This window comes from Thermoanaerobacter wiegelii Rt8.B1, from assembly GCF_000147695.2.
Classification (GTDB): domain Bacteria; phylum Bacillota; class Thermoanaerobacteria; order Thermoanaerobacterales; family Thermoanaerobacteraceae; genus Thermoanaerobacter; species Thermoanaerobacter ethanolicus.
The window spans coordinates 383626-407834 of the sequence record NC_015958.1; the positions used below are offsets into that span (position 1 = coordinate 383626).

The window sequence follows — 24209 nt, forward strand, 5'->3', positions numbered from 1 at the left end:
ATAAAATAATTATTCAGCTCCTACTCGATTTTTTGTCTTTATCGTGTACTTCATCTATTATTTCTTCTCTCATGTTTTGTATGCTTATAAGCCTATTTTTGTTTTTTTGCTTAATCCTTTCTATTTCTTCAGGAGAAAGTTCTTCTGCGTGTAGTTTTAGGTAATCTTCTGCTTCTCTATAATTTTCTATAGTATCGTGTATCATCTGTTGTAATTTCTCTACATTGTCTGTGCGGTCATCCGGCTTTGGAGGTTTTGCGTATTTATCATTTTCCTTTGCCATAAATCTCACTCCTAATTTTAAAGTTTCTCATATTTATTTTGTTCATAAAAAATATTTATATGTATTATAGAAAAAGCATGTTTTTAAGTGCGAAAATTTTAAAACATGCTTTTTGTTTTTTAAAAATTTGAAGTATATGTAAATAACCTGTATAATTGTGTTAAGTATTTGTGCATAAAATAAAAGTTAAATATGGCTTTTTTACTTGAGGTGATGTCATGGATTTTTATTTTATTGCAATTATAGTAATATTTTTTTATATATTTGTAACTGGTTTTCACGACGAAGGGAATCTTGTTGCTACTATTATATTTTCAAGGTCTATAGATGCAAAAAAAGCTTTTATTCTTGCAGCTATTGCACAATTTTTGGGTACAACAATAATAAGTACTAATGTCAGTAAGACAATGGCAAATGACATTGTAAAATATGAGTATTTATTTAAAAGTGGTCACAATATCAGTTTGTTGATATTATGCGGTTTAATTGGTGCCATGATATGGAACTTTATTACCTGGTATTTTGGAATACCTTCTAGTTCTTCTCATGCGTTAATTGGCGGAATGTTAGGACCTTTTGTCTTAGAATACGGTTTTAACTCAATAAATGTACAAGGTATACTATTTAGAGCTATTCTTCCGTTGTTTCTGTCTCCTATAATAGGATTTGTTACGGGATATTTAGTAACATTTTTTTTATCAGAAATATTGAAAAATCATACGCCGGCAGCGAATAACGGGCTTAAAAAACTGCAATGTTTTACTCTCTTTTTTCTCAATGCAGGACAGGGGTCAAATGATGCCCAAAAAGGGATGGGTTTAATCGTTATTTTAATGATGATAAAGGGACAAACTCATAATTTTGAAGTGCCATTTGATGTAAAATACATATCGGCTTTAATGATTTCTTTTGGATTTATATTAGGAGGTTTTAGAATAATCAAGAATGTAGGAGCAGGAATATACAGAGTGAGGCCTTTTCACTCCTTTAATGCACAGCTTAGACTTGTGCAAAATTCAAAAGCCTTCATTTAAGCCATTTCATAGACATGCTTTTTTTCTATCACTCTTGAATTTTTTATCTTTTATGTAGGATTTCCCCTCCCATTTGTCGAATTATTATATATACACTATAAAAATTTTTTTAAGGAGGAGGAATTCCTACATGTACCAGCTTCAATTACTTTTAAATATACCTGAACTCTTTACCTCTCAGTCTAAAATTGATTTCTATTCTTCTATGTTTGAAAATCTTGACCTGTCTTCAATACCTGAATTCCCTTCCTCTAATCATGGACGTAAGGGTTATTCTCATCATGCACTTTTTAGAGCTTTTATTGTTATGAAAGCTGAAAGATTCGGTACAATTTCTGACCTTTTAGATTATCTCCGCAATAATCTTATCATTGCTCATCTTTGTGGCTTCGATATTTCTAAACCTCTTCCTTCTTATTGGACTTTTCGCCGTTTTATTAATGACTTCTCTCATGATTATTTAACCACTATCTTTCAAAATCAAGTCAATATCCTCAAAAATATGGGTATTATCTCTGGTGAGTTTATTTCCATGGATTCTACTCCTATTAAAGCTAACACTAAGTTAAATAACCCTAAGTCTTTTTCTAAAAATAAATTCTCTAAAGATAATCAGCCTAAGTCTGATAAGGATTGTAAATTAGGCGTTTATTCTGCTTCTAATGATTCTTCTAATAAACGTTATAAGTTTTATTGGGGATATAAAAATCATATTATTGTTGATGCTATCTCTGGTTTACCTATCGCTGAAACTACTACTCCCGCTGATGTCCCTGATTTTGAAGTTGCTTTGTCTTTACTTGAAAAGACTAATAATTGGTTTAAACTGACTGGTACTAATTTTATCGCTGATAAAGGTTATGACGTTAAGAAACTCTATAATTATGTTAGAGATACTCTCCACGGTCATTGCTTTATCCCTCTTAACAAGCGTAATTCTAAAAATCCCCCTCTGACTGATGATGGTTATATGGTTTGTGAAGCGGGTATTAAAATGCTTAAAGATGGCAAACAGTATTTTAATGGTTTTATTAAGCAAAAATTTGTTTGCAAGTTCTGTAATTCTAAAGATGATTCTGCCTGCCCTATAAAGCATCCTAAATATTTTAATGGCAAAAAGCATAGAGGCTGTACTAAGTATGCTATTATATCTTCTGATTATAGGTCCTCTATTAATAGAGACTCCCTATATTTTAAGGCTGTCTATAGATTGAGAATTGAATCAGAAAGATATAATTCCCGCTTTAAAGCTCTGGATTTTGAAAAGGCTTATGTTAGAAATATTAATTCTGTGAGCAACCTTAATACTTTTGGCCATATTACTTTGCTTACTGTCGCTATTGTAGCTATTAAGTTGGGCAAATATGATGAGTTTAGATCTCTTGTTGCTTTGATGCAATCGGCCTAATTTTTACTGAATCTATTTCATGCCATTTTTTAACATTTGACTCCTACAGGATATTTATGCCCTTTTTTAGCCCTCTTTTTATCTTTTCTTTTCCCTTACCACTTCCTTTATGTTTGATTGTCAGTCTTGATTACTATATATTGTATGTCATACATATTTTGGCTTTTGATTATGATTATTTTATTTAATTTTGCACATCCCTAGCACAGCTTTCTTCCCTTTTAGTTGTAAGTATAGCAGCAATCATTGGTGCGCCAATCAGCGGTACACAGTTAATTAATTCTTCTATTTTAGGCATTGGAGCAAAAGAAAGACCTACAGCTGTAAGATGGCAGTTTGCGAAAGGGATGATTACAGCGTGGTTTATAACAATTCCTGTATCCTTTATAATTTCTTGTTTAATTTACGATTTGACTAAACTTTTATAAGGAAGGGATAAAAGATAAATGTGTTCAAATGGTTATTTTCCAAAGATACAGATTTTTATAAATTATTAGGAGAGCAGTCTAAACTCACATTACAAGGGGTTTATGCTTTGGAAAAATATATGATGACAGGGAATATAGAAGATGGGCATGAGGTAAATAGATTAGAAAAAATTGCAGACAGAAAAAGAGAAGAGTTAATAGATGAACTCGATAAAACTTTTATTACTCCATTTGATAGAGAAGATATATTCAATTTATCTAAAGCTATTGATGATATATTAGATTATTCTAACACTACTGTGAAGGAAATGGAAGCATATAATTTGCAACCTACTGGTGAGCTTCAGGAAATTGTGACGGTGATAAAATACAGCACAGACCTCATTTATAAATCAGTATGTAATCTTAACAGAGATAAAAGAGAGGGCATGAGACAGGCTCTAAAAGCGAAAAAATATGAAAACGAAGTAGAAAATTTATATAGAGAAAATTTGGCTAAGTTGTTTGAGGAAGAGGATATAAGATATATTTTAAAGATGAGAGAAATCTTCAGGCATTTAAGCAACTGTGCAGACAAAATAGACCTTGCAGGAGATATTTTAGGGCATATTTATGTAAAAATGATGTAAAGTGTGGTATAAAGTTATAGAGAGAGTTTTTGCGGAGGTGATGGAAATGTTGCGAACTGAAAGCGCTCATTGGGGCGCTTTTATTTTTATTCATTTTTTAATGGTGTAAATTTAGGTAGGTGCTCCGAGCAAAGATAAAAAATTAAGTGTTTTAAAGTGTATTGTTTTTTTGTATCTTATGATAAAATGTACTGTAAAGGGGGCGAGGTATATGAAAAGGATTGATAAAGTTTATAATTGTGTAAAAGAATTATGTAGCAAGCAATTTGCTGAAAGAGGAGAAGTAGTAGGAGTTTCAGCTATGGAAATTGCATATGCTCTTAATATACAAAGAACAAATGCTTCTAGCGATTTAAATGCACTTTATAAAGAAGGAAAAGTTATAAAAGTTGAAGGTAAACCAGTTTTGTATAAGGTTAAAGAACTTGATATGGTTTCTGATGAAAATGTGGTAGTGAAAGATGTATTTGACAGCATAATAGGAGCTAATTTAAGCCTAAAAAATGCCGTACAGCAAGCAAAAGCTGCTATAATTTACCCACCTAATGGCCTTCATACACTTTTGCTTGGGGAGACGGGTACAGGCAAATCCATGTTTGCAGAGGTCATGTATAGTTTCGCAAAAGAAATTGGAAGGATAAAAAGGAACGCTCCTTTTGTGACTTTTAACTGTGCTGATTATGCTAATAATCCGCAACTTTTAATGTCACAACTGTTTGGAGTGAAAAAAGGAGCGTATACTGGTGCCGATAAGGATAGAATGGGCCTTGTTGAAAAAGCAGATGGTGGCATACTTTTCCTTGATGAAGTCCATAGGCTTCCGCCAGAAGGACAAGAGATGCTTTTTTATCTGATTGATAAAGGACTTTATAGACGGCTTGGAGAATCTGAAACACAACATAAAGCGAATGTTTTAATAATATGCGCTACAACAGAGAACATTGAGTCTACTCTTCTTAGGACTTTTATAAGGCGGATACCAATGGTGATTAAACTACCAACTTTAGCAGATAGAACATATGAAGAAAGATTTGAACTTATTAAAAATTTCTTTAGAGAAGAAGCAGCTATTATTAACACTGATATTATGATCACTTCAAATGCTCTAAAAGCTCTTTTGCTTTATGAGTGTCCTAATAATATAGGTCAACTGAAAAGTGATATAAAACTTTCAATTGCAAAAGCTTATCTTGGATACATGATGAAAAGGGATAAAAGCGTATGTGTACACAGTGAAGATTTGCCTGAATATGTGAGAAAAGGATTGTTTAAGTATAGAGATGCAAAGGATGAAATTGCTAACTTTATTACTGGAGATGTAATAAAGTTTTCCGTTGATAATGTTACTCCTGTTGTTCAACATAATAAAGAGATATTTAATTTTTATGAGGCGTTAGAAGAGAAGAGGAAAGCTTTGGAGCAAAAAGGACTTAGCGAAAATGATATAAAACTCATTATGAGTATTGACATAGAGACATATCTGAAAAAATATCTTTTAAATCTTGATAAAAATAATTTGGAGGAATTATATAAAGTAGTAGATAAAAAGATTGTCGATATAGTAAACGATTTTTTGAATTATGCCAGCAAAAAACTTAACAGGCAGTTCAGTGATAAAACCTTATACGGTCTTTCTATGCATGTAGCCAGTTCTATTGAAAGAATACTAAGTGGCAAAGACATTGTAAATCATCAGTTGGAAAATATAAAGAGGGTGTACGAAAAAGAATTTGAAGTGGCAAATGTGTTAAGAGAAAGGGTCCAAAAAGAGTTTAACATAAAAGTACCTGATGATGAAGTAGGCTTTGTTACAATGTTTTTATGCCTTGACGAGGAAACAAAAGAAAAAGACGAAAGGGTAGGCATTGTTGTTGCAATGCATGGAGAGGCTGCTGCTACTTCCATTGCAGAGGTTTCCAATAGACTTTTAGGTGAAAATTATGTAATTGGATACAATATGCCACTTGATCAAAAACCAGAAGTTGCGTTAAATAATTTAACTGATATTGTAAAAAGAGTTGACAAAGGGAGAGGCGTTTTACTCCTTGTCGACATGGGTTCATTGGTATTATTTGGTGACATGATATACGAAAGAACAGGAATACCCGTCAAAACAATTGAAATGGTTTCTACTCCCATGGTTTTAGAGGCCGCAAGAAAGGCTTTACTTAACGCATCTTTAGAGGAAGTGTATGATGCAGTCGTCAATTTAAGTCCTTATGTAGGGAGAATCTATAAAGACAGTGTTAAATTTGAAGATGCTCTTAAAAAGAATGTTATTATAACTGCTTGTATAACTGGTGAAGGGACAGCAGTTAAACTTAAATCAATACTTGAAAAAGACCTCAAGTTAAAAGAGAAAGATATTGATGTTATTCCTATTGAGATTGAAAATAAAAGAGAATTCCAAAGAAAACTTCTCAACATCAAAGAAGAAAAAAATATTTTGGTTGTTGTAAGTGCTATAAATCCAGAAGATGATTCTATATTGTATATCTCTACGTCGGATGTGTTTGATAATGATAAATTATCTGTATTGAGAAATAAAATTGAAGCTCTTTCACAAATTGAGATAATTGATAACATGAAGGAGGTCATAAGAGAAAATATAAAGATAGATTCAGAAAAATATATATCTTCTTTTAAGAAATTTTACGCAGCTTTAATAAGAGAGGGGGTAAATTTAAACGAAGATATTACAATAGGATTAATACTTCATCTTGCTTGTGTAGTTGAGCGTATATTACAAGGGAAAGAGTTAATACACATGAAGAATACCCAAGAATACATTAAGAATTATCCAAAAGAGTTTGATATTATAAAAAAAGCTATAAGGATTATCGAAGAAGGATGTAATGTAAAAATTTCAGACAAAGAATGTATAACTCTGATGAAAATAATCTATTCACTTTAATACACATATGTGTATTAAATACGTTTTTAAATGATACACATTGAAACGGTTCAATAAACATTGTCATTGAAGGCGGAAAAGTAGCAATTTTGTAGAGGCGATTACTATTTGGCATGAGATTTGCATAAAGTATAATACAGAAGATTTTAGACGTGAGCAAAATTAACTAAAATTATCAAAAACGAAAACAAAATTATACAGAATATATAATATACAAGCATCAAAAACTTCGTTTGAACATTGAAAATCAAATAAAGGCAAAGAAGAGGCTAAAAAAGGGTATAAATATCCTGTAGATGGTAAATAAAGGCACTAAACATTGCATGATGGGAGTATCCCTTACGGGACCTGAGTCAGAAGAAGGGAATTCAGGTATTAGAGATAGGTCAAGATTTTCAAACACAGAAGAATAGAAATCAATTTTAGATTAAGAAGTAAGGAGTTCAGGAATACTTAAGAGTAATTGAAGCTGATACATGTAGGATTTTCTCCTTATAAATTCGACAAATAAGGGAGGAAATCCTACATAAAAGATAAAAAAATTAAGAGTGATAGCAAGAAAGTACATCCTAGGAGTGGCTTAAATGAAGGCTTTCAAATTATGCACAAGCCTATATAAATAGAAAGGGAGGGGGTGAAAAAACTTTGGTGAGGATTGTATTAGTTTGTGCTGCGGGTTTGTCAACTGGTTTACTAGTGGAGGCTATTAAAAAAGCTGCAAGTAAAAGGGGGCTTGATATTTCTGTTGAAGCAGTAGGTGTTGAACGACTTGAAACCAAGATAAATAATGCTGATGTAGTTTTATTAGGTCCTCAAATTCGGTTCCGAGAAGAAGAAATAAAAAAATAGCTAAAGTTCCGGTTGCTGCTATTGATCCGATGACTTACGGAACCATAAATGGCGAGAAGGTGTTAGAACAAGCGTTGAGTCTCTGCAAAGCAAATGAATAATAACAAGACTTTGCTTATAGGAGTTGATGTAAAAATAGAGTTGGGTTTTGCCATAACCTTAAACGAAATTAATTAAGTGAGGCAAATTTATTGCCTTTAAGATTGATTATACAAGGGGGCTAATATTATGTTGGGGAAAGTTACATCGTTTGTTGAGAAGTGGGTGGTTCCAATTTTCGAACCTATTGGACGCGAGAGGCATATGGTTGCTGTAAGAGATGGGTTTGTTGGTGCAATGCCATTCTTTATTGTAGGAAGCTTTTTTATCTTATTCGCTAATCCTCCTGTACAGTCTTGGGCTGATGCAATAGCTCCTTATAAAGATCTTATTATGACACCATTCAGGATGACAATGGGTATTATGAGCATATACGTTTGCTTTGCGTTGGCTTATAGCCTATCGAAATCATATGATTTAAACCCGTTATCTGGTGGGCTAGTGGCAATAATGACATTTCTATTGGTAGCTGCACCCATTACAAGAGTAGATTTAGCAAACGGGGCACAGGGGTTATTTGTACCGACAGATTATCTTGGTAGTGCTGGATTGTTTACGGCTATGTTAGTAGGAATAGTGGCGGTGGAAATATTTCGTTCTATGGTAAAAAGGGGAGCGACAATTAAGATGCCAGAAGGTGTACCGCCAGTTATAGCAGCAGCATTTGAATCTCTTCCTACGATTGCCGTATTGATAATTATATTTTATCCATTGAATCTTGCAATAAAATATGCTACTGGTCAGCCTATACCTGGGATTATAATGAAGTTATTCGAACCATTAGTAGCGGTTAGTGATAGTATTGGCGCTGTATTTTTAAGTTCGACGCTAGCTCAGCTCCTTTGGTCAGTAGGTATACATGGCGGTTCGATTGTACTTGGAATCCTAAAACCATTTATGATGCCCTTAATAGACCAAAACGCAGCGGCGTGGGCAGCTGGTGAGCCGATGAAACATATCTTCGTATATCCATTTTATTCATTTTATCTGAGTATAGGCGGATGTGGTGCAACATTAGGACTTGCAATCATGTTATTAAGAGCTAAGTCTGCTCACTTAAGAAATATTGGTAAAGTGGCACTAATACCGGCTATTTTCAATATCAATGAACCACTTATATTTGGTGTACCCCTGATGCTCAATCCAGTAATGTTTATACCGTTTGTATTTGCTCAAGGAATAATAGGAGTTCTAGCATATATAGCACATCTTCTAGGATGGGTTCGTCCCATGTTTATAATACCTCCGTGGACAGCTCCTGCGCCGGTAGGTGCATTTCTTGCGACGGGTGGTGATTGGAGATCCATTATATTAGTAATAGTGCTAACAGTAATTGCGACTCTTATTTACTGGCCTTTTCTTAAAGTTTATGACAAGCAAATGTTTGAGCAGGAGCAGAAAGCTGCACAGAAAGATGCGCAGTAAGACAAAAGTATATTTAAAATATATTTAAAGAGAATATAATCTTTTCACAGGATCTCCATTACAATTCGTGGGAGATCCTGTGAAAAGACTTTCTTAGTTTCAAGTGGTGAATATTTCAAGTGGTGAATAAATGTCTAATGAAAAATTTACTCTTGAAGATAATAAATCCAAGTGGCCTCCATGCAAGGTCAGTTGCAATGTTTGTTCAGGGTTAATTAAGAAAAGTTAAGAAATATTCTTGTATAATGGCAGGGGGAATAAGTTCAAACAAAGCAACAAAAGAATCAGAGAGTTTAATAAAGTTAGGTTTCTCTTCTTCAAAGAAAGGTTGGACATTATTATAAATAATTAAATAATTATAAATATTTAGAGATAATTGTTTGGCTTTGATTTTAGAGGATTTCCTCCGTTTTGTTTTTGAATTTGGTAGTCTATGTAAGAATTCCACAAAAGCGGAGGAATTCCTTTGAAAACATATAGCAGAACCCTCTAATTTTTAAGGTTTTGGGGTTCTGCAAGGGTCTTATCTACACATAAAAATCTACACATAAAAAACACATAAAAAATAGGAGGGATGTTTTTTATGAAATTAGCAATAATTGGAGGAGGTAGTGCATACATACCACATCTTATGCACAATTTGATGTTAGTACATGAAAGGTTGCCTTTTACTGATATCACATTAATGGATACTAATACAGAACGCTTGAATATCATGGCAGACTATTGCGAAAGATTGGTTAAAAGGGTAGGGGTTAAAACTAAGATTAATCGGACAACAGATTTGAGGGCTGCAATAGAAGGTTCCAAAATTGTAGTATCTACCATAAGGCCTGGTGGGAATGAATTGAGAGCAATAGACGAGAAAATTGCTATAAAAAATGGTGTTGTGGGACAGGAAACAACGGGACCTGCAGGTTTTGCCTTTGCATTAAGATGTATTAGGCCATCAATAGAGATAGGGAAAACAATTGAAGAAGTGGCTCCCGATGCATTCCTTATATCAGCTACGAACCCAGCAGGAATAATTACTGAGGCTATATCTAGGTATACAAAAGCGAAAGTCTTCGGAATGTGTCATGGAGGTATTACTTTAGATAATAAGGTGGCACGACATTTTCTAAAAATTGATGATCCTAAAAGAGTAAAGGTTATTTATGCAGGCATTAATCACTTGGGTGTGGTACTGAAGGTGCTTCGTGATGGGGTGGAGGTACCTCGTGAAGAGATGGTGGAGAGGATTGCAGAGTTTTTTGCAAACCAGCCTTTACATGACAGAATTGATCCTGAATTCGTAAGGTTGTGGAAGTGGCCTTATTTTGTTGGTCTCTATTGGCATTATTGGTACCATACTGATAGGATATTTGAACTTGAAAGGAAAAGAGAAAAAACACGTGGTGAAGAGGTAGTAGCAACGCAAAAAGAACTTTTTGAAGCAATTCAACACGCTTCTCATTGGGACGATCTGCCATTAAAGATGCGTGCAAGAGGGTCGACGGAGCTTGAACGCAAAGAAATGGCTGAAAGTGCACTAGCGGGATATGTAAGGGGTATGATTGCTACAATGGATGGCTTAATTAATGATACAAGAGAGATATTAGCACTAAATGTACCTAATCAAGGAGCAATAGATGATCTGGATGACGAAGCATCAATTGAGGTTTCTGGGGTCCTTACAAGAAGTGGCTTTATGCCGTTTAGAATTGGCAAGCTTCCTCTTGAAATTAGAGGTTTAATTGTGGCTGTTAAAACATATGAGACATTGACGATAAAAGCAGCTGTTGAAGGTTCCTATGAATATGCATTAAAAGCGTTAATGGCACACCCATTGGTACGACAATATGAACTGGCCAAAAAATTATTGGATGAATATTTGATCGCTGATAAGGAATATTTACCTCAGTTTAAATCAGTAATTGAAAAAATTGAAGCAAATAAGTCATTAGAATAGCTCGTTTTCAACTGGGGTTGAGCTTATTTGTCTTTAGCAGAGTCTTTGAAAGTTGAAATGGTGAAAGATTTTGTAAATTTGAGAGAAAGACAAACGGTAAAATGTCAAGGGGGTAATTAAAAAATTTCTGATGCATTTAAAGGGCAAAAAGACAAAAAGATACCCTTCTTCCAATATACCAATAAATGGTAGTGGAAGTTCCAGAACAAGATTGTTTACTAATCTTTAACAAAAAAGTATTTAAATACTAGCAACACCTTTTTCTTGATATATTTGACCTTTGCTGAGCATTGCAAAGATCAGAGGAATTAATCTTCTAGCAGTTAAGACGAGGGCACGTTTATGTTGGTGTTTAGGTACCTCGCGATACTTCTTGTTGTAGTACTCTTTAAACCTCACTGTGTGCACTCTACCACAGTTAGCGGCTTCAACAAGATAGTATCGCAGGTACTGATCACCACACTTAACCAAAGAAGTATCCTGGGTATTGAAATTACCAGATTGATATTTATTCCATCTATAAGCTGCTGAGCTTAAATCATTAGGGAAGAAGAAAGCTTTTTTAACTCAACGAATGCCGGTCTCATCAATAAAAGAAGTAGCATTTAATTCACTAGAAATATTAATGCCCACGATAAGTGTAGAGCTCATGGATAAATTCACGCTCCTTTTTGTAAAAAGTTTTTTAAAGGTCCTTTGTCTCTGAGAGTTATTTGTAATACACCCTCGCCGTGATTAGTGCTCAGATTTAGCTTATAGGTTGCCTGACCATCGATGCTCAGGCGATGGCCAGATAAGCTAAAGAGGCACAACAAACGAGTATGTATTACTCAAATAACTCCAGAGGTTCAGTCTTTCTCGAGTGGTGATACTGATTTGTCAGCATTCCACAGGAGGTGGCCAAAATTACCTCAGTAAACTTAAAAGGGACCTTCCACTTTTAAGTTTATCAGAGACAAAGGACCATTTAAATAAAAAATGAGAGATTTAATTATGAGATTATTTTACCAGGGTAAAAATGGTTTTTGAGGGTTTGATTTGTATGTTTATTATTAAATTTTTAATGTGGATTACAATCATAATACGAGCTAAGTTACAAAATATTGAGATAGGAGGTAAATAAAATGGAAATTCGTGATAAGCATCCTTATATGATGTGGGAAACAATTTTATCAACGCCAAATTTAATTCCTGAAATAGGCAACCATATGGAAGAAATAAGAAAAGTAGCTAAGCTCTTAAGGGAAAAGGATTTTGTATATATAACTGGATGTGGCACTTCATATAATCTAGCACTTACATTCGCGAATTTTTTGAATAATTATGGCAAAAAGTGTGCTATAGCACTGCCAGCTTACGAAATGTTACATCATGTTGATGTGGTAGATGCCTCTAAATCAGCAATAGTTTCGATATCACATTCTGGTGGAACTGGGGCTTCAGTACAAGTGCTGAATAAATTGTTGCAATCTGATATTTTAAAGATAGCCATAACAAATACTGACAAAAGTAGAATAATGAACGTAGCTGATGCGAGTATACTTGTACCGGGGTGGGAAGAAGTTGGTCCTAAAACTAGAAGTTATACCTTAGGTTTGATTGTTGCTTTATTGGTTTCAATGTTAGTTGGTGAGAAAGACTTTGAAATAGTAGAATACTTAGAACGAATAAGCAAAGGACTAAAACAAGAAATAGACAGGTGGGTGACAGAGATTAAGGATCTCAGCGAGAAAATGTTAGGACGCAGGATATATGTAGTAGGTGCTGGTCCTAATTATGGAGTTGCTGCAGAAGCTGCATTAAAGATTATGGAAACAAGTAATGTTCCTGCTTTTGCTATGGAACTGGAAGAAATCGGACATGGGCCTATTGCAACTGTGGTTAATGAAGAAACTGTGTTGTTTGTTTTGAAAACTCCTAAAGATGAAGCTCGGGCTAAAGATGTAGTAAATGCGGCAAAAGAAATGGGAGCAATGGTAGTAGAGTTTTCTAACAAAATAACTGAGGGTGGAGTAAAGATACCTTATGATGATGAATCTTTAATACCAGTTTATACTATAGTTCCTATGCAAATGGTGGCATATTGGCTTGCTGTATCAAGAAATGTATTTCCTGATTTAATTAGAAAGAGAGGAGATAAACATAAAAAAGCATTAGATATAATCCTTGGCTAATTTAGAAAATAATAGCGCTCCATGATTTCTCAGGGGCGCTATTTATAAAAAACGACAATAGAAGGGAAAGTATAGAAAATAGAAAAACTATTTAAAAAAATAATAAAGAAAGGATGGGAAAAATGTTTGAACTGAAGGGTGTAATACCTGCCTTGGTTACTCCAATGACGAAGGATTATAAATTGGATTTAAAAGGATTGTGTGAATTGATAGATTTTCAAATAAAATCAGGGTCTGACAGCATAATAGTTGGTGGTAGTACAGGTGAATATAATCTTTTGACTGAGGATGAACGTCGCGAGATAATAAGAGTAGCAGTTGAGTATGCTGCGGGGAGAATTCCTGTTATAGCAGGGACGGGTAGTAACAGCACAGATGCTACTATTCGATTATCAAAGTATGCAGAAGAAGTTGGGGCAGATGCAGTATTAGTAATAAATCCGTATTATCCAAACCCTGGACAGAATGGATTGTATGAACACTTTAAAGAATTAGCAAAATCCGTAAATATACCTATTATCATCTATAATTGGCCCGCAGGTACAAATATTGATATATCAATAGAAACACTTGAAAAACTCAGCGAATTTGACAATATTATAGGCATAAAAGATACAGCTCCGCTCGAACATACAATGTTACTTATAGCACATTTTGGGAAAAGGTATGCTATTACAACAGGCCTTGAAATATTTTTCTTGTCTGCTATACAATTGGGGGCAACTGGTGGGATAGGGGTTGCGCAAAATATAATTCCACGGCAAATGGTAGAACTTTATAAAATGGCTATGATCGAGCCAGAAGCTGCAAAAGAGCTACATTATCGTTTATTACCGTTATATGAAGTTTTGTTTATTGAGCCTAATCCCGTGCCTATTAAGACGGCATTAAATATTATGGGTATGCCAGCTGGTCCTTGCAGACCCCCTCTTCAGCCAATGCGTCAGGAAAATATAGAAAAACTTAAGACTGTTCTAAAAGAGCTGGGTCTTTGCTAAACATAACTAGTAAAATGGCAGCATAAAGCAGCATAAAAACGAAATATATTGAGGTGGAGTTGAAGGAAACATGTACAGGGTGGGTGTCATTGAGAATGTTAACAAAAGAAGTCAAAATATAATTGAAGCAAATCTTGGAGGAGTAGCGGAGATTATTTATAAAACGAATATATATGATATTGTACCTGCAAAAGAAATTATTGATATGGATGCGATAATATTAGGTGATGCTAAGGTTACAAAGGAAACGATTGTAGGTGCTAACAAGTTAAGAGTAATCGGACGTCTTGGGGTTGGTATTGATAATATAGACACAGAAGCATGTAAACAGAAGGGTATAGTTGTGGTAAATACACCCGGTGAAAATGCAATATCTGTTGCAGAACATGTGTTTGGATTGATATTAGCTGTTAGTAGACGTCTTACATGCCTTGATAAGCTTATTCGGGAGGGTCGTTGGAAAGAAAAAATAAAGTATGAAGGGATTGAACTATTTGGCAAAACTATTGGTATCATAGGAATGGGAGCAATTGGAAAGGAAGTTATGCGTATAGCTTTAGGATTTGGTATGAACGTGCTATATAATGATATTGAAGAGAATAAAAACATTCAAAGAGAAAATGTGATGTATGCATCTCTCGAAAGCGTTTTAAGTAAGAGTGATATAGTAACGCTTCATGTTCCTTTGACACAAAAGACCTATCATTTAATAAACAGGGAAAAAATAAAACTGATGAAACAAGGTGCGATATTGATAAATACTGCACGTGGAGCGATTGTAGACGAAGATGCGCTATATGATGCATTGTCAGAAGGCTTGATAGGTGGTGCGGGTATTGATGTATATACATCAGAACCGCTATACACTCATAAATTTTTTAAACTGGAGAACGTGGTATTGACGCCACATGTAGGGGATTTTACAAAAGAAGCCCAAGATAGAATATTAATGAGAGTATGTTCTGAAATTAAGAAATATCTTATATTTGATTCAAACTAGAGGTGGGAATTCTGAAATGATAAAAATCAAAGTAGAAAAATTGAAAAAAATAGTACAAGAAATACTGAGGGGGTACGATATTTTACCTGCGGATGCAGAAGAAATTGCTAATCACCTTATTAAAGCTAATATTATGGGTATGGATTCACATGGTGTTATGAGACTACCTTATTATTTAGAAGAAGTAAAAAAGGGAAATATTAACAAACTTCCGACTTTTAAAACAAAACGAATTGGCGACTTTACAATAATTGATGGGGATAAGGGTTTTGGACAGATTGTTGCAAGATATGCTACGGAGCACGCAATTACTTCTGCTAAAGGAAAGGGAATAAGTGTTGTTGGTGCTAAGAACCTTAGTCATGTTGGGATGTTGGGTTACTATACTCTGATGATCGCTGAACACGGAATGATAGGGTTTGCCACTACAAATACTGATCCGGCAATTGCGCCAGTTGGTTCAAGAAAAGCTGCGCTAGGGACAAATCCCATATCGATTGCAATTCCTACTGGTAATTCACCGATTCTCTTAGATATGGCGTTGTCTGTGGCATCGGGTGGGAAAATTCTTTTTGCGAAAAAGCACAACGAAAAAATTCCTATTGGTTGGGCTCTTGATGCTGAAGGGAACCCCACCCAAGATCCTAACGAAGCATTGAATGGGACGTTGCTCCCGATAGGTATGCACAAGGGTTATGGGTTGGCATTAATTATTGATATAATTTGTGGTATCTTAATTGGTGGAGGGTATGGACTTGAACTTCAGCCGGGGTGGGCTTCACAGGGTGGTTTGATGGTAATGGCAATAGATATAGAACTAATAAAGCCTTTAAAAGAGTTTTATATTGAGATACAAAGGTATTTGGAGATTATTAAAGGGCTACCTACTGCTCCGGGATATAATAGAATTATGATTCCTGGAGAAGATCTGTTTGAGAAAATCGAAAATAATAAAGAAGATATACAACTTGATGATGAGACTTATAAATTATTGCTACAACTTGCTGAAGAAGGAGGTATAAAAATATCAGATGAGTAAATGAGAAATTATATATTTTGTTTCATAGATTTTCAATAATGTAATGAATTAAAAAGAAAACTTACCCTTTATATCTTCATAAATATCAATGGTTTCTGATTAAAGCTTACAATTTAATAAGGGGAACAAGTGTTTTTACTTTGAGAGTATTCAAAAAATTTCGCGATTGTAAATAAATATGAAGAGAGGGGGAATATTATGTCCTCAGAAGAAATTATTTTTCAAATGATATTACATGGAGGTAATGCTAGAACAGAGGCATATGAGGCATTAAAATATGCTAAAGTTGGAGATTTTGAGACAGCGCAACGTCATATTGAGGCTGCATCTGAGGAACTACATAAAGCACATCAAGTCCAAGCAGATATAATCCAAAAAGAAGCAGCAGGCGGAGAGAGTAAAATAACATTATTAATGGTTCATGCGCAGGATCATGTAATGACAGCTATGGCGGAAAAAAATCTTATTGAACGGATGGTTGATTTGTATAAATTAATTTATGAAAATATGAAAAAAAACACACCATAAAAATTTGATAAAAAATAAGGCAAAAGATTTATTAATAAAATAACAAGAATTCTTAACAAAACTAATATAATTAACATTTACACTTTTGTAATTAATTATTCAGAATCTATACAGGGGAGCGTTTAAAAATGGGGATCCGAATAGATAAATCTTTGTGTACGAATTGCAGAGCATGCTTATTAGCATGCTCTATGAAAAATTTTGGTATATGTAATCCAAAATTATCATTGATGGATATCAGAGAGACTGAAAACATCTATCTTGAGGTGGTTACTTGTATTCAGTGTAAAAATGCTGTATGTATCAGAGTATGTCCGAGTAAAGCGATAAAAAGACAAAATGGTATCGTGAAAATAGACAAAGAAAAATGTGTTGGTTGTGGAATATGTGCTCAATATTGCCCACAAAGTGTAATAAAGGTGATATCAGGAAAAGCATTCAAATGTGAATTGTGTGAGGGCGCTCCAGCATGTGTACAAGTTTGTTCTACAGGAGCAATTTCATATTAGCTTGGAGGTGACTAAGTTATGTACGCTTATATGAATAAAATTTTATACATTGACTTAACTCAAAAAAAATATTATTTTAAAGAACTTCAACAGGAGATAGTAGAATTATTTATAGGTGGGAAAGGGTTAGGTTTGAAATTATTATATGATGAACTACCTCCTAAATTAGATCCTTTTAACGAAAAAAACCTCTTGATTTTTGTAAGTGGACCTCTTACCGGGACCTTAGCTCCCAGCATGAGAGGTTGCGTTATTTCAAAATCTCCTCTCAATAATATGTTTGATGATTCTTATTTTGGAGGGCATTTTATCCAGGAAGTCAAATATGCTGGTTATGACGCAATTGTAATAAGCGGAAAGTCTGAGACACCTGTTTTTATTCTTATTGAAGACGATAATGTAAAAATATTAGAAGCAGATTATTTATGGGGACTTGACACTTATGAAACTTATGATGTATTAAAAGGCAAATTAGGTAAAGACGTAAAAATTGCTTGTATTGGCCCTGCGGGAGAGAACCTAGTGAAATATGCACTAATTGATTGTGATCCACATAGGCAAGCGGGTAGGGGTGGATTAGGAGCAGTTATGGGTTCAAAAAAACTTAAGGCCATAGCCGTTAGAGGTAGTAAAGGTATAAAAATTAAAGAACCAAAATTATTCTTTGAAGAAGTTAAAAAAGCTCATGAGTTTTTAAAAGAGAGTACAAAACCCTTGGCAAAATATTCAACTTTGATAAATATCCCTTTTTCAAATGAAATGGGTTTTTTTCCTGTAAGAAATTACTCATCAGGGTCTTTTGAAAAGAGAAGTAGCATAAATTATGACCAACATGATAAGAGAGTTTGGTTACGAGATAGTGCCTGTGCGGCATGTCCTATTCATTGTAGCAAGTTAGGAGTGATCAGAAGGGGAGCGTATAAAGGTAGCTTGTGTGACAATGTAGAATATGAAACAGCAGGCCTTTTAGGGGGTAACATAGGTATTTCAAATGTAGAAGACTTGAACTACCTTAATCTTCTATGTGATAAATTAGGTTTAGATACAATTAGCGCAGGTGGAGTAGTTGGTTTTACAATAGAGGCATATAAAAATGGATTAATTTCAAAAGAAGATTTGGGCACTGACATAGACTTTGGAAATACAAAAGCTGTTGCTTTTTTACTCAACCAGATAGCTTATCGTAAAGGTATAGGCAATATTTTGGCAGAAGGGGTATTAAAAGCATCATCCATTATAGGAGGAGGAGCTGAGAAATTAGCTGTAACTATTCAGGGATATGAGGTTCCAGCGTGGGGTCCAAGAGGTTCAGAAGGAATGGGGTTAGCCTACCTGACAGGTGACCGAGGAGGATGTCATCAGAGAGCTTTTCCCATTGCTTATGAGGTGGAAGGGGTATGGCAGGGGCAACCTGTTGAGGACGGTAAAAGTATTAATTTAAAACCTGAAATAGTTATATGGGAGCAAAATTTGTTGGCGGCACTGTATTCACTAACGATATGTGAAATTGCAAGGGGAGGTATAACAGTTAATCAATACCTAGATATGTTTAAATATGCAACAGGAAGAGATATAGACCAAGATGAATTTTTTAGAATTGGAGAACGTATATGGAATTTAGCTAGATTATTTAATATAAGGGAAGGTTGGAAACAAAATTATTCGGCTATGCCGAGTCGATTTAAGGAACCTTTGCCTGACGGGAAAATGAAAGGTCATTATTTTGAAGAAAACAAATTATCGCAAATGATGTTACGATACAACCAGCTTAGAGGATGGGACGAAAATGGGATTCCCACCAACGAAAAACTTAAAGAATTAAGGTTAATATAACATAAGCACCTTTATATGGCAAAATAGAGAAGGAATTAGATAAAAAAGTAGCCAGTACAACACTTAGAAGATAAAGAAAATTATGAATGAGAAAATTATGAATAGCAACAAAAGGCGAGTAAGAAAATATGTAGCAGAGAGATTACATAAATATACTTAGAATATGGGAAAGTTACGCTGCTATATAGAGGATTAAAATCAAGTGTCACTAACGGTGTATAATTGACCCAGGGGTAACGAGAAGGAATTGACCCACCCCCTGTCGAAATATCCCTCTGATCTGAATTAAACCTCAGAGGATCGGAGGGAGATAAAAAATGCTAGGGAGTGGGTCTATTATCATGATACATGAACTCAGGGCAAAAGGCAAGAGTATTCGTGCAATTTCACGAGAAACAGGGCATTCTCGAAACACAATAAGAAAGTATCTCAGAACAGAGGGAATTCCCGAAAGAAAACCTCGTCCTAAGAGGGGCTCAAAACTTGACCCTTACAAAGATACTATTCATGAGTACATTAACATGGGAATATTTAACTGTGAAGTTATTTACGAAAGAATAAAAGAAGAAGGTTACACTGGAGGAAAGACTATTTTAAGAGACTATGTAAGGCAGTTTAGACCTTCAAAGCATATTCAGGCTGTATGCCGCTATGAGACAAAGCCTGGAGAACAAGCCCAGGTTGACTGGGGTGAATACAATTACATTGATCAGGAAACAGGAGAAGTAAGAAAACTCTATCTCTTTGTCATGGTACTTGGTTATTCAAGAGCAATGTATGTTGAATTCACAAATCGCTGTGATGTTCACACTTTCAACCGCTGCCTTATCCATGGTTTTGAATATTTTGGTGGAGTAACTGACGTTGTACTTAGTGACAGAATGAGAACTGTAATCATAGGTACAGATGCAAACAAGAAACCTTTATGGAATCCAGTATTTGAGGACCTTGCAGCAACTTTGGGATTTGTACCTAAAGTCTGCAAAGCTAGACGTCCACAGACAAAAGGCAAAGTAGAAAGTGGAATAGACTTTGTCAAGGACAATTTTCTACCCGGGAGAAGATTTTTAGATTATGGTGACTTAAATCGTCAGGCAGTAGAGTGGTGTGATAAGAAAAACAGAAGGGTACATGGTACTACAGGAGAAAGACCAATTGACAGACTAAAGAGGGAAAACTTAAAGCCTTTGCCTCCATTAGATAAATATCAAAAATTTCTGGAGGAACCAAGGAAGGTACATAAAGATGGTCTCTTAAGTTATGATGGTGTAAGGTATGGAGTACCATGGCAGTACAGCGGGAAAGAGGTAGTTGTAAGGGAGAAAAATGGCAAAATTGAAGTTCTCTATGATAGCAAGATAATAGCAGTACATGACAAACATTATCGTTCAGGAAGTCCAGTTTTTCTCAAAGACCAGTACAAAGGCTTAAAAGCAGCAGAAGGTCTGCTTTATCCCAGACCAAAAGCAATCAAGTTATTTTCACTAGAGGTTGAGAGACGTTCCCTTAGCCTTTATGAAAGTCTAGCGGAGGTGACAGGATATGATAGATCTGGAGAAAGCCAGACTACATCTTGAAGAACTGGGACTTCTGAGTGCAGCTTCTTTACTTGAATCACTCCTTGAAAGAGCGCAGCACAAAAACAGCACATATCTTGACTTCTTAAATGAGCTTCTTGAAACAGAACTTCCAGAGAGACAGAAGAGAAATATTGAGGTAAGATTCAAACTAGCCCGACTTCCATACCGAAAAACGCTAGCAGAATTTGACTTCACATTTCAGCCAAGTATAGATGAGAAGCTGATAAAAGAACTTGCTACGATGGCCTTTGTACACCGTGCGGAGAATGTAATATTTCTTGGCCCTCCTGGAGTGGGTAAGACACATCTAGCTGTAGCACTTGCTGTAGAAGCACTATCGCAGGGAATACCAGTTTACTTTATCGCCTTATCAAAACTAATTGAAGACCTTAAAAAAGGTTATGAAGAGAACAGATTAGACAGAAGGATGAGGAACTACATAAGGCCAAGGCTTCTTGTTATAGATGAAGTAGGATATTTGCCTTTAGATAACCTTGGAGCAAATCTCTTTTTTCAGCTGATAAGTGCACGGTATGAGAGAGGGAGCATAATACTTACAAGCAACAAAGGATTTGGGGAATGGGGTGAACTAATGGGGGATCCGGTTCTTGCAACTGCAGTTTTGGACAGATTGCTGCACCATGCTCATATAATCAACATAAGGGGTAACAGCTATCGTTTAAAGGATAGGTTAAAGACTGGTCTTTATTACGGTAGTCCAAACGGTAAGGCTTAAATTAAAAAAATGTAGGGTGGGTCAATTTAAAACCGTTGAAAATGGGTCAATTTTAATCCGCTATTGACAACAAGAGACCTGTGATTGCTAAGTTTTTCGATTCTTATTAAACATAGTGTAAAATTATCGTAGGATTTTTAAGTGAAAAAAACAAGAGACAACCCCTGTGATAAAATAGAATTTGCAGACACAAAATCATAGAAGGGGTGATATTATATTGATTAAAGTAAAGGTATTTGGAACCTTTAAAGAGGGGAGAGAAAAGGAAATAAATTTTGATTATTTTGAGGGAATTACAGGAAGATTTATAATAAACAAACTTAACATAAAAGAAGAAGCTGTAGCAATATTTTTAGTAAATGGACTTGATGGGAAGCTTGATGATCCTCTTAGTGATGGAGATGTGATTTCCCTTTTTCCACCTGTTGGTGGTGGTTGAGGGAAAGGAGTGTCTTTATGGGAAGATACGACAGAAATATGAATATGCTATCTAAGGAAGAAAATGAAAAACTAAAGGACTTTAGGGTTTGTGTATTGGGATGTGGAGGATTAGGTGGGTATGCTATTGAAATGCTTGGTAGATTAGGTATAGGATATATAACTGCAGTTGATAAGGATGTTTTTGAGGAAACGAATTTAAACCGCCAGATTTTAAGTGATATGAATTCATTGGGTAAAAGTAAAGCATTAATGGCGGCGGAAAGAATGAAACTTGTCAACCCAGAAGTTTTTGTAAAAGCTATTGTAGATGAATTTAATTTTGAAAATGGAAAAGATATCATAAAAGGACATGATATTGTAATCGATGCTCTTGATAATATTGAGGGAAAGCTTACTTTACAGGATATCTGCGAGGAGCTTGGCATTCCATTTGTTCATGGTGCTATTGCGGGCTGGTATGGGCAGGTTACTACAGTTTTTCCTGGCGATAAGACGCTTAAGTTTTTGTATAAAAAAGAAATGAGGAAGGGAATTGAAAAAGAACTTGGCAATCCTTCGTTCACTCCTGCTCTTGTTGCTTCCATTCAAGTTAGTGAAGCACTAAAAGTTTTGATAGGAAGAGGAGAAGTATTAAGACGGAAGGTGTTATTTATAAATACCTTTGAGCAAGAATATGAGATTATAGTTCTTTGAAATTGGTGTACTATTGTAACGAAAGGACGAAATAAACTTAATATTTTATTACTTATTCTCCGAGTCTGTAATCCTAGGGCAAGAGCTATGGATTATAGGCCGATAGGGTAGTGCTGGAAACGGTGCTGCCTCCCGCCTGGAAAGGAGAATAGGAAGGCTGCTATTCTCCTTTCGCATACTAAAACGAAAGGAGTTTTTTTATGAAGGTTCTTTGTCAATAGTTGGGGTGGGTATTTTTCTGAATGTTGTTATTGTAGGTCCTAAGAGTGATCCTGCAAAGGTACATCAAGCGGGTTCCCGCGGCGAGGGCTAAAGGTAGCTTGTTTCCGAAGGTAATATGAGGTTTCAAATGCTTGTAGAAGAGCTGTGAGAAACCTGAACTTGCGAGAATGTTTTATAATAGTAAAAGTGGCTTTCTACAGATTTAGAGCATAGTCGCAGAAAGGGCAACGATAAGTATGATGATTTTTTAGGAGAGGGCTTTTCAGGTGCCCACTTATGTTTATACACTTTACGTTGTAGCTTCTGGTAGTCCTCAAGGTCTTTGCCGAAACTGTGCAAAAAGAGAGGAGGAGTGCTGCATACAGGACATTCATTGACATCTACTTCAGGAGGCTTAATGTGCCTGACATTCGACAACTACCACCTTCAACTCCAAGGGGAGGGAATCTTTCTTTTTTCTCAAATTTTCTCAAATCTTTTGGTATCAAATGTTGTAAGGTTTGATAGCCCTTAAAGGAAGGAGCATATCTGACAAACTGTCAATACCCTAGGAGGTATTAAAATTGAAGATAATAGGTGTTATAGGAACAAAAGATACAGGTAAAACCACTCTTGTAACAAAAATTGTTAGAAAATTAGTGGATGAGGGGTACAGGGTTGTCACCCTGAAACACACCCATACAGGCTTTGATTTTGCAGATAAAGACACTGGTAAACACAGAGAAGCAGGGGCAGAGCTTGTAGTCGGTAGTGGAGAAGAAACCTTTTTTCTTCTTGGTAGGAAAATGGTGCTTGATGAACTTGTAGGTACTATCCAGCTTCTTGGGGATTTCGATTTCCTGGTTATCGAGGGTTTTAAAGAGATGCCCTATGCAAACATTTCCACTTCCACTGAAAATGAATTCACAATAAGAAAGGTGGATCCATTCTCCCTTAAGGAGGAAGAATTGGATGAACTCATTGAAGTCATAAAGAACAGAAGTTACTGTTTGCTGCAGGGGCTTAACTGTAAAAAGTGTGGTTTTGAATCATGCAGGGACTTTGCAATGGCAAAGGTCCAGGGAGCTGCAGATGATATAAACTGTAAGAGCCAGCCAAAAGGGGCTCTTCTGAAAATAAATGGTCACCCGGTACCTATGAATCCATTTGTACAGGAATTTATATCAAAAACAGTTCTTGGTATGATCGATGCACTTGACATGAAAAACCACAAAATTGAGAAGGTTGAGTTAATTATAAAAAATAATTATGAATAATGCACCATAAACGCATAGATGAATTGAAATTATTAGTTTAGGATAATTACCACAGACTTAAGGATCTTATGACAGGAAGAGTAATGTGAAGTGTTATTAGTTTTTTTTAACCAATGCTGGTGTTCTTACTATAAATAATGTTGGGGTGGACAAAAATTATGTATCTAAGATCGCTTGACG

20 protein-coding genes, 2 pseudogenes and 1 riboswitch are annotated in these 24209 nt (G+C 35.2%); of the genes and pseudogenes, 20 read left to right on the top strand and 2 right to left on the bottom strand.

The annotated features are described in order from the left end of the window. Nucleotides 1–13: 13 nt before the first annotated feature. Entirely contained in the window at nt 14–283 is a 270-nt protein-coding gene (tlp, locus tag THEWI_RS01785; protein ID WP_014062209.1) for a small acid-soluble spore protein Tlp, read from the bottom strand. A gap of 218 nt (nt 284–501) precedes the next feature. On the opposite strand from tlp, the gene THEWI_RS01790 reads away from it, so the two are divergent. The 8 genes and pseudogenes from THEWI_RS01790 to THEWI_RS01820 all read left to right on the top strand — a co-directional run bounded on the left by THEWI_RS01790 (nt 502) and on the right by THEWI_RS01820 (nt 11020). Continuing rightward, nucleotides 502–1317, top strand: coding sequence for an inorganic phosphate transporter (locus tag THEWI_RS01790; RefSeq protein ID WP_014062210.1), 816 nt, complete (start codon nt 502–504; stop codon nt 1315–1317). A gap of 130 nt (nt 1318–1447) precedes the next feature. Beyond that, nucleotides 1448–2725 (top strand): transposase, encoded by a 1278-nt coding sequence (locus THEWI_RS01795; RefSeq protein WP_014062211.1) that lies wholly within the window; start codon nt 1448–1450, stop codon nt 2723–2725. 215 nt (nt 2726–2940) lie between these two features. Further along, nucleotides 2941–3153, top strand: a pseudogene (locus tag THEWI_RS13760) (inorganic phosphate transporter); the annotation flags it as partial. Between the two features lie 14 nt (nt 3154–3167). Then, entirely contained in the window at nt 3168–3782 is a 615-nt protein-coding gene (locus tag THEWI_RS01800; protein WP_041589173.1) for a DUF47 domain-containing protein, read from the top strand. 211 nt (nt 3783–3993) lie between these two features. Continuing rightward, nucleotides 3994–6696: a sigma-54-dependent transcriptional regulator gene (locus THEWI_RS01805; RefSeq protein WP_014062213.1), complete on the top strand. Its 2703-nt coding sequence runs from the start codon at nt 3994–3996 to the stop codon at nt 6694–6696. A gap of 648 nt (nt 6697–7344) precedes the next feature. Beyond that, nucleotides 7345–7545, top strand: coding sequence for a PTS sugar transporter subunit IIB (locus THEWI_RS01810; protein ID WP_244262346.1), 201 nt, complete (start codon nt 7345–7347; stop codon nt 7543–7545). A 228-nt stretch (nt 7546–7773) separates the two neighbouring features. Further along, a complete protein-coding gene (locus tag THEWI_RS01815) occupies nt 7774–9069 on the top strand; it encodes a PTS sugar transporter subunit IIC (RefSeq protein ID WP_014062215.1) in 1296 nt (431 codons plus the stop codon). Nucleotides 9070–9652: 583 nt separating this feature from the next. Further along, nucleotides 9653–11020, top strand: a complete 1368-nt coding sequence (locus tag THEWI_RS01820; protein WP_014062216.1) for a family 4 glycosyl hydrolase — start codon at nt 9653–9655, stop codon at nt 11018–11020. A 240-nt stretch (nt 11021–11260) separates the two neighbouring features. On the opposite strand, the pseudogene THEWI_RS13775 reads toward THEWI_RS01820, so the two are convergent. Beyond that, nucleotides 11261–11548 (bottom strand): annotated as a pseudogene (locus THEWI_RS13775) (transposase); the annotation flags it as partial. Nucleotides 11549–12144: 596 nt separating this feature from the next. Here THEWI_RS13775 and THEWI_RS01830 point away from each other — a divergent pair. The 12 genes from THEWI_RS01830 (at nt 12145) to mobB (ending at nt 24029) form a co-directional block, all read left to right on the top strand. Beyond that, the gene (locus THEWI_RS01830; protein ID WP_014062218.1) at nt 12145–13194 is read left to right on the top strand and encodes an SIS domain-containing protein; all 1050 of its coding nucleotides are present in this window, start codon (nt 12145–12147) and stop codon (nt 13192–13194) included. Between the two features lie 122 nt (nt 13195–13316). Further along, nucleotides 13317–14192, top strand: a complete 876-nt coding sequence (gene dapA / locus THEWI_RS01835; RefSeq protein WP_014062219.1) for a 4-hydroxy-tetrahydrodipicolinate synthase — start codon at nt 13317–13319, stop codon at nt 14190–14192. 70 nt (nt 14193–14262) lie between these two features. Beyond that, nucleotides 14263–15192, top strand: coding sequence for a hydroxyacid dehydrogenase (locus THEWI_RS01840; protein ID WP_014062220.1), 930 nt, complete (start codon nt 14263–14265; stop codon nt 15190–15192). A 16-nt stretch (nt 15193–15208) separates the two neighbouring features. Then, nucleotides 15209–16231: an Ldh family oxidoreductase gene (locus THEWI_RS01845; protein ID WP_014062221.1), complete on the top strand. Its 1023-nt coding sequence runs from the start codon at nt 15209–15211 to the stop codon at nt 16229–16231. A 198-nt stretch (nt 16232–16429) separates the two neighbouring features. Then, nucleotides 16430–16759, top strand: coding sequence for a PTS lactose/cellobiose transporter subunit IIA (locus THEWI_RS01850; RefSeq protein ID WP_014062222.1), 330 nt, complete (start codon nt 16430–16432; stop codon nt 16757–16759). Between the two features lie 230 nt (nt 16760–16989). Further along, complete coding sequence (locus tag THEWI_RS15510; protein WP_425274177.1) at nt 16990–17268, top strand: 4Fe-4S dicluster domain-containing protein; 279 nt, start codon at nt 16990–16992, stop codon at nt 17266–17268. Between the two features lie 18 nt (nt 17269–17286). Continuing rightward, nucleotides 17287–19101 (top strand): aldehyde ferredoxin oxidoreductase family protein, encoded by a 1815-nt coding sequence (locus tag THEWI_RS01860; RefSeq protein WP_014062224.1) that lies wholly within the window; start codon nt 17287–17289, stop codon nt 19099–19101. Between the two features lie 317 nt (nt 19102–19418). Next, on the top strand, nt 19419–20678 hold the full coding sequence (gene istA, locus THEWI_RS01865; protein WP_014062225.1) for an IS21 family transposase: 1260 nt from the start codon (nt 19419–19421) through the stop codon (nt 20676–20678). Beyond that, the gene (gene istB / locus THEWI_RS01870; RefSeq protein WP_014062226.1) at nt 20644–21417 is read left to right on the top strand and encodes an IS21-like element helper ATPase IstB; all 774 of its coding nucleotides are present in this window, start codon (nt 20644–20646) and stop codon (nt 21415–21417) included. Before istA ends, istB begins: the two co-directional genes overlap by 35 nt. Before the next feature lie 217 nt (nt 21418–21634). Beyond that, on the top strand, nt 21635–21856 hold the full coding sequence (locus tag THEWI_RS01875; RefSeq protein ID WP_014062227.1) for a MoaD/ThiS family protein: 222 nt from the start codon (nt 21635–21637) through the stop codon (nt 21854–21856). A 17-nt stretch (nt 21857–21873) separates the two neighbouring features. Then, nucleotides 21874–22551, top strand: coding sequence for a HesA/MoeB/ThiF family protein (locus THEWI_RS01880; protein WP_014062228.1), 678 nt, complete (start codon nt 21874–21876; stop codon nt 22549–22551). A gap of 45 nt (nt 22552–22596) precedes the next feature. After that, nucleotides 22597–22714: riboswitch (molybdenum cofactor riboswitch) on the top strand. A gap of 622 nt (nt 22715–23336) precedes the next feature. Then, nucleotides 23337–24029, top strand: coding sequence for a molybdopterin-guanine dinucleotide biosynthesis protein B (mobB, locus tag THEWI_RS01885; protein WP_014062229.1), 693 nt, complete (start codon nt 23337–23339; stop codon nt 24027–24029). Nucleotides 24030–24209: the final 180 nt, after the last annotated feature.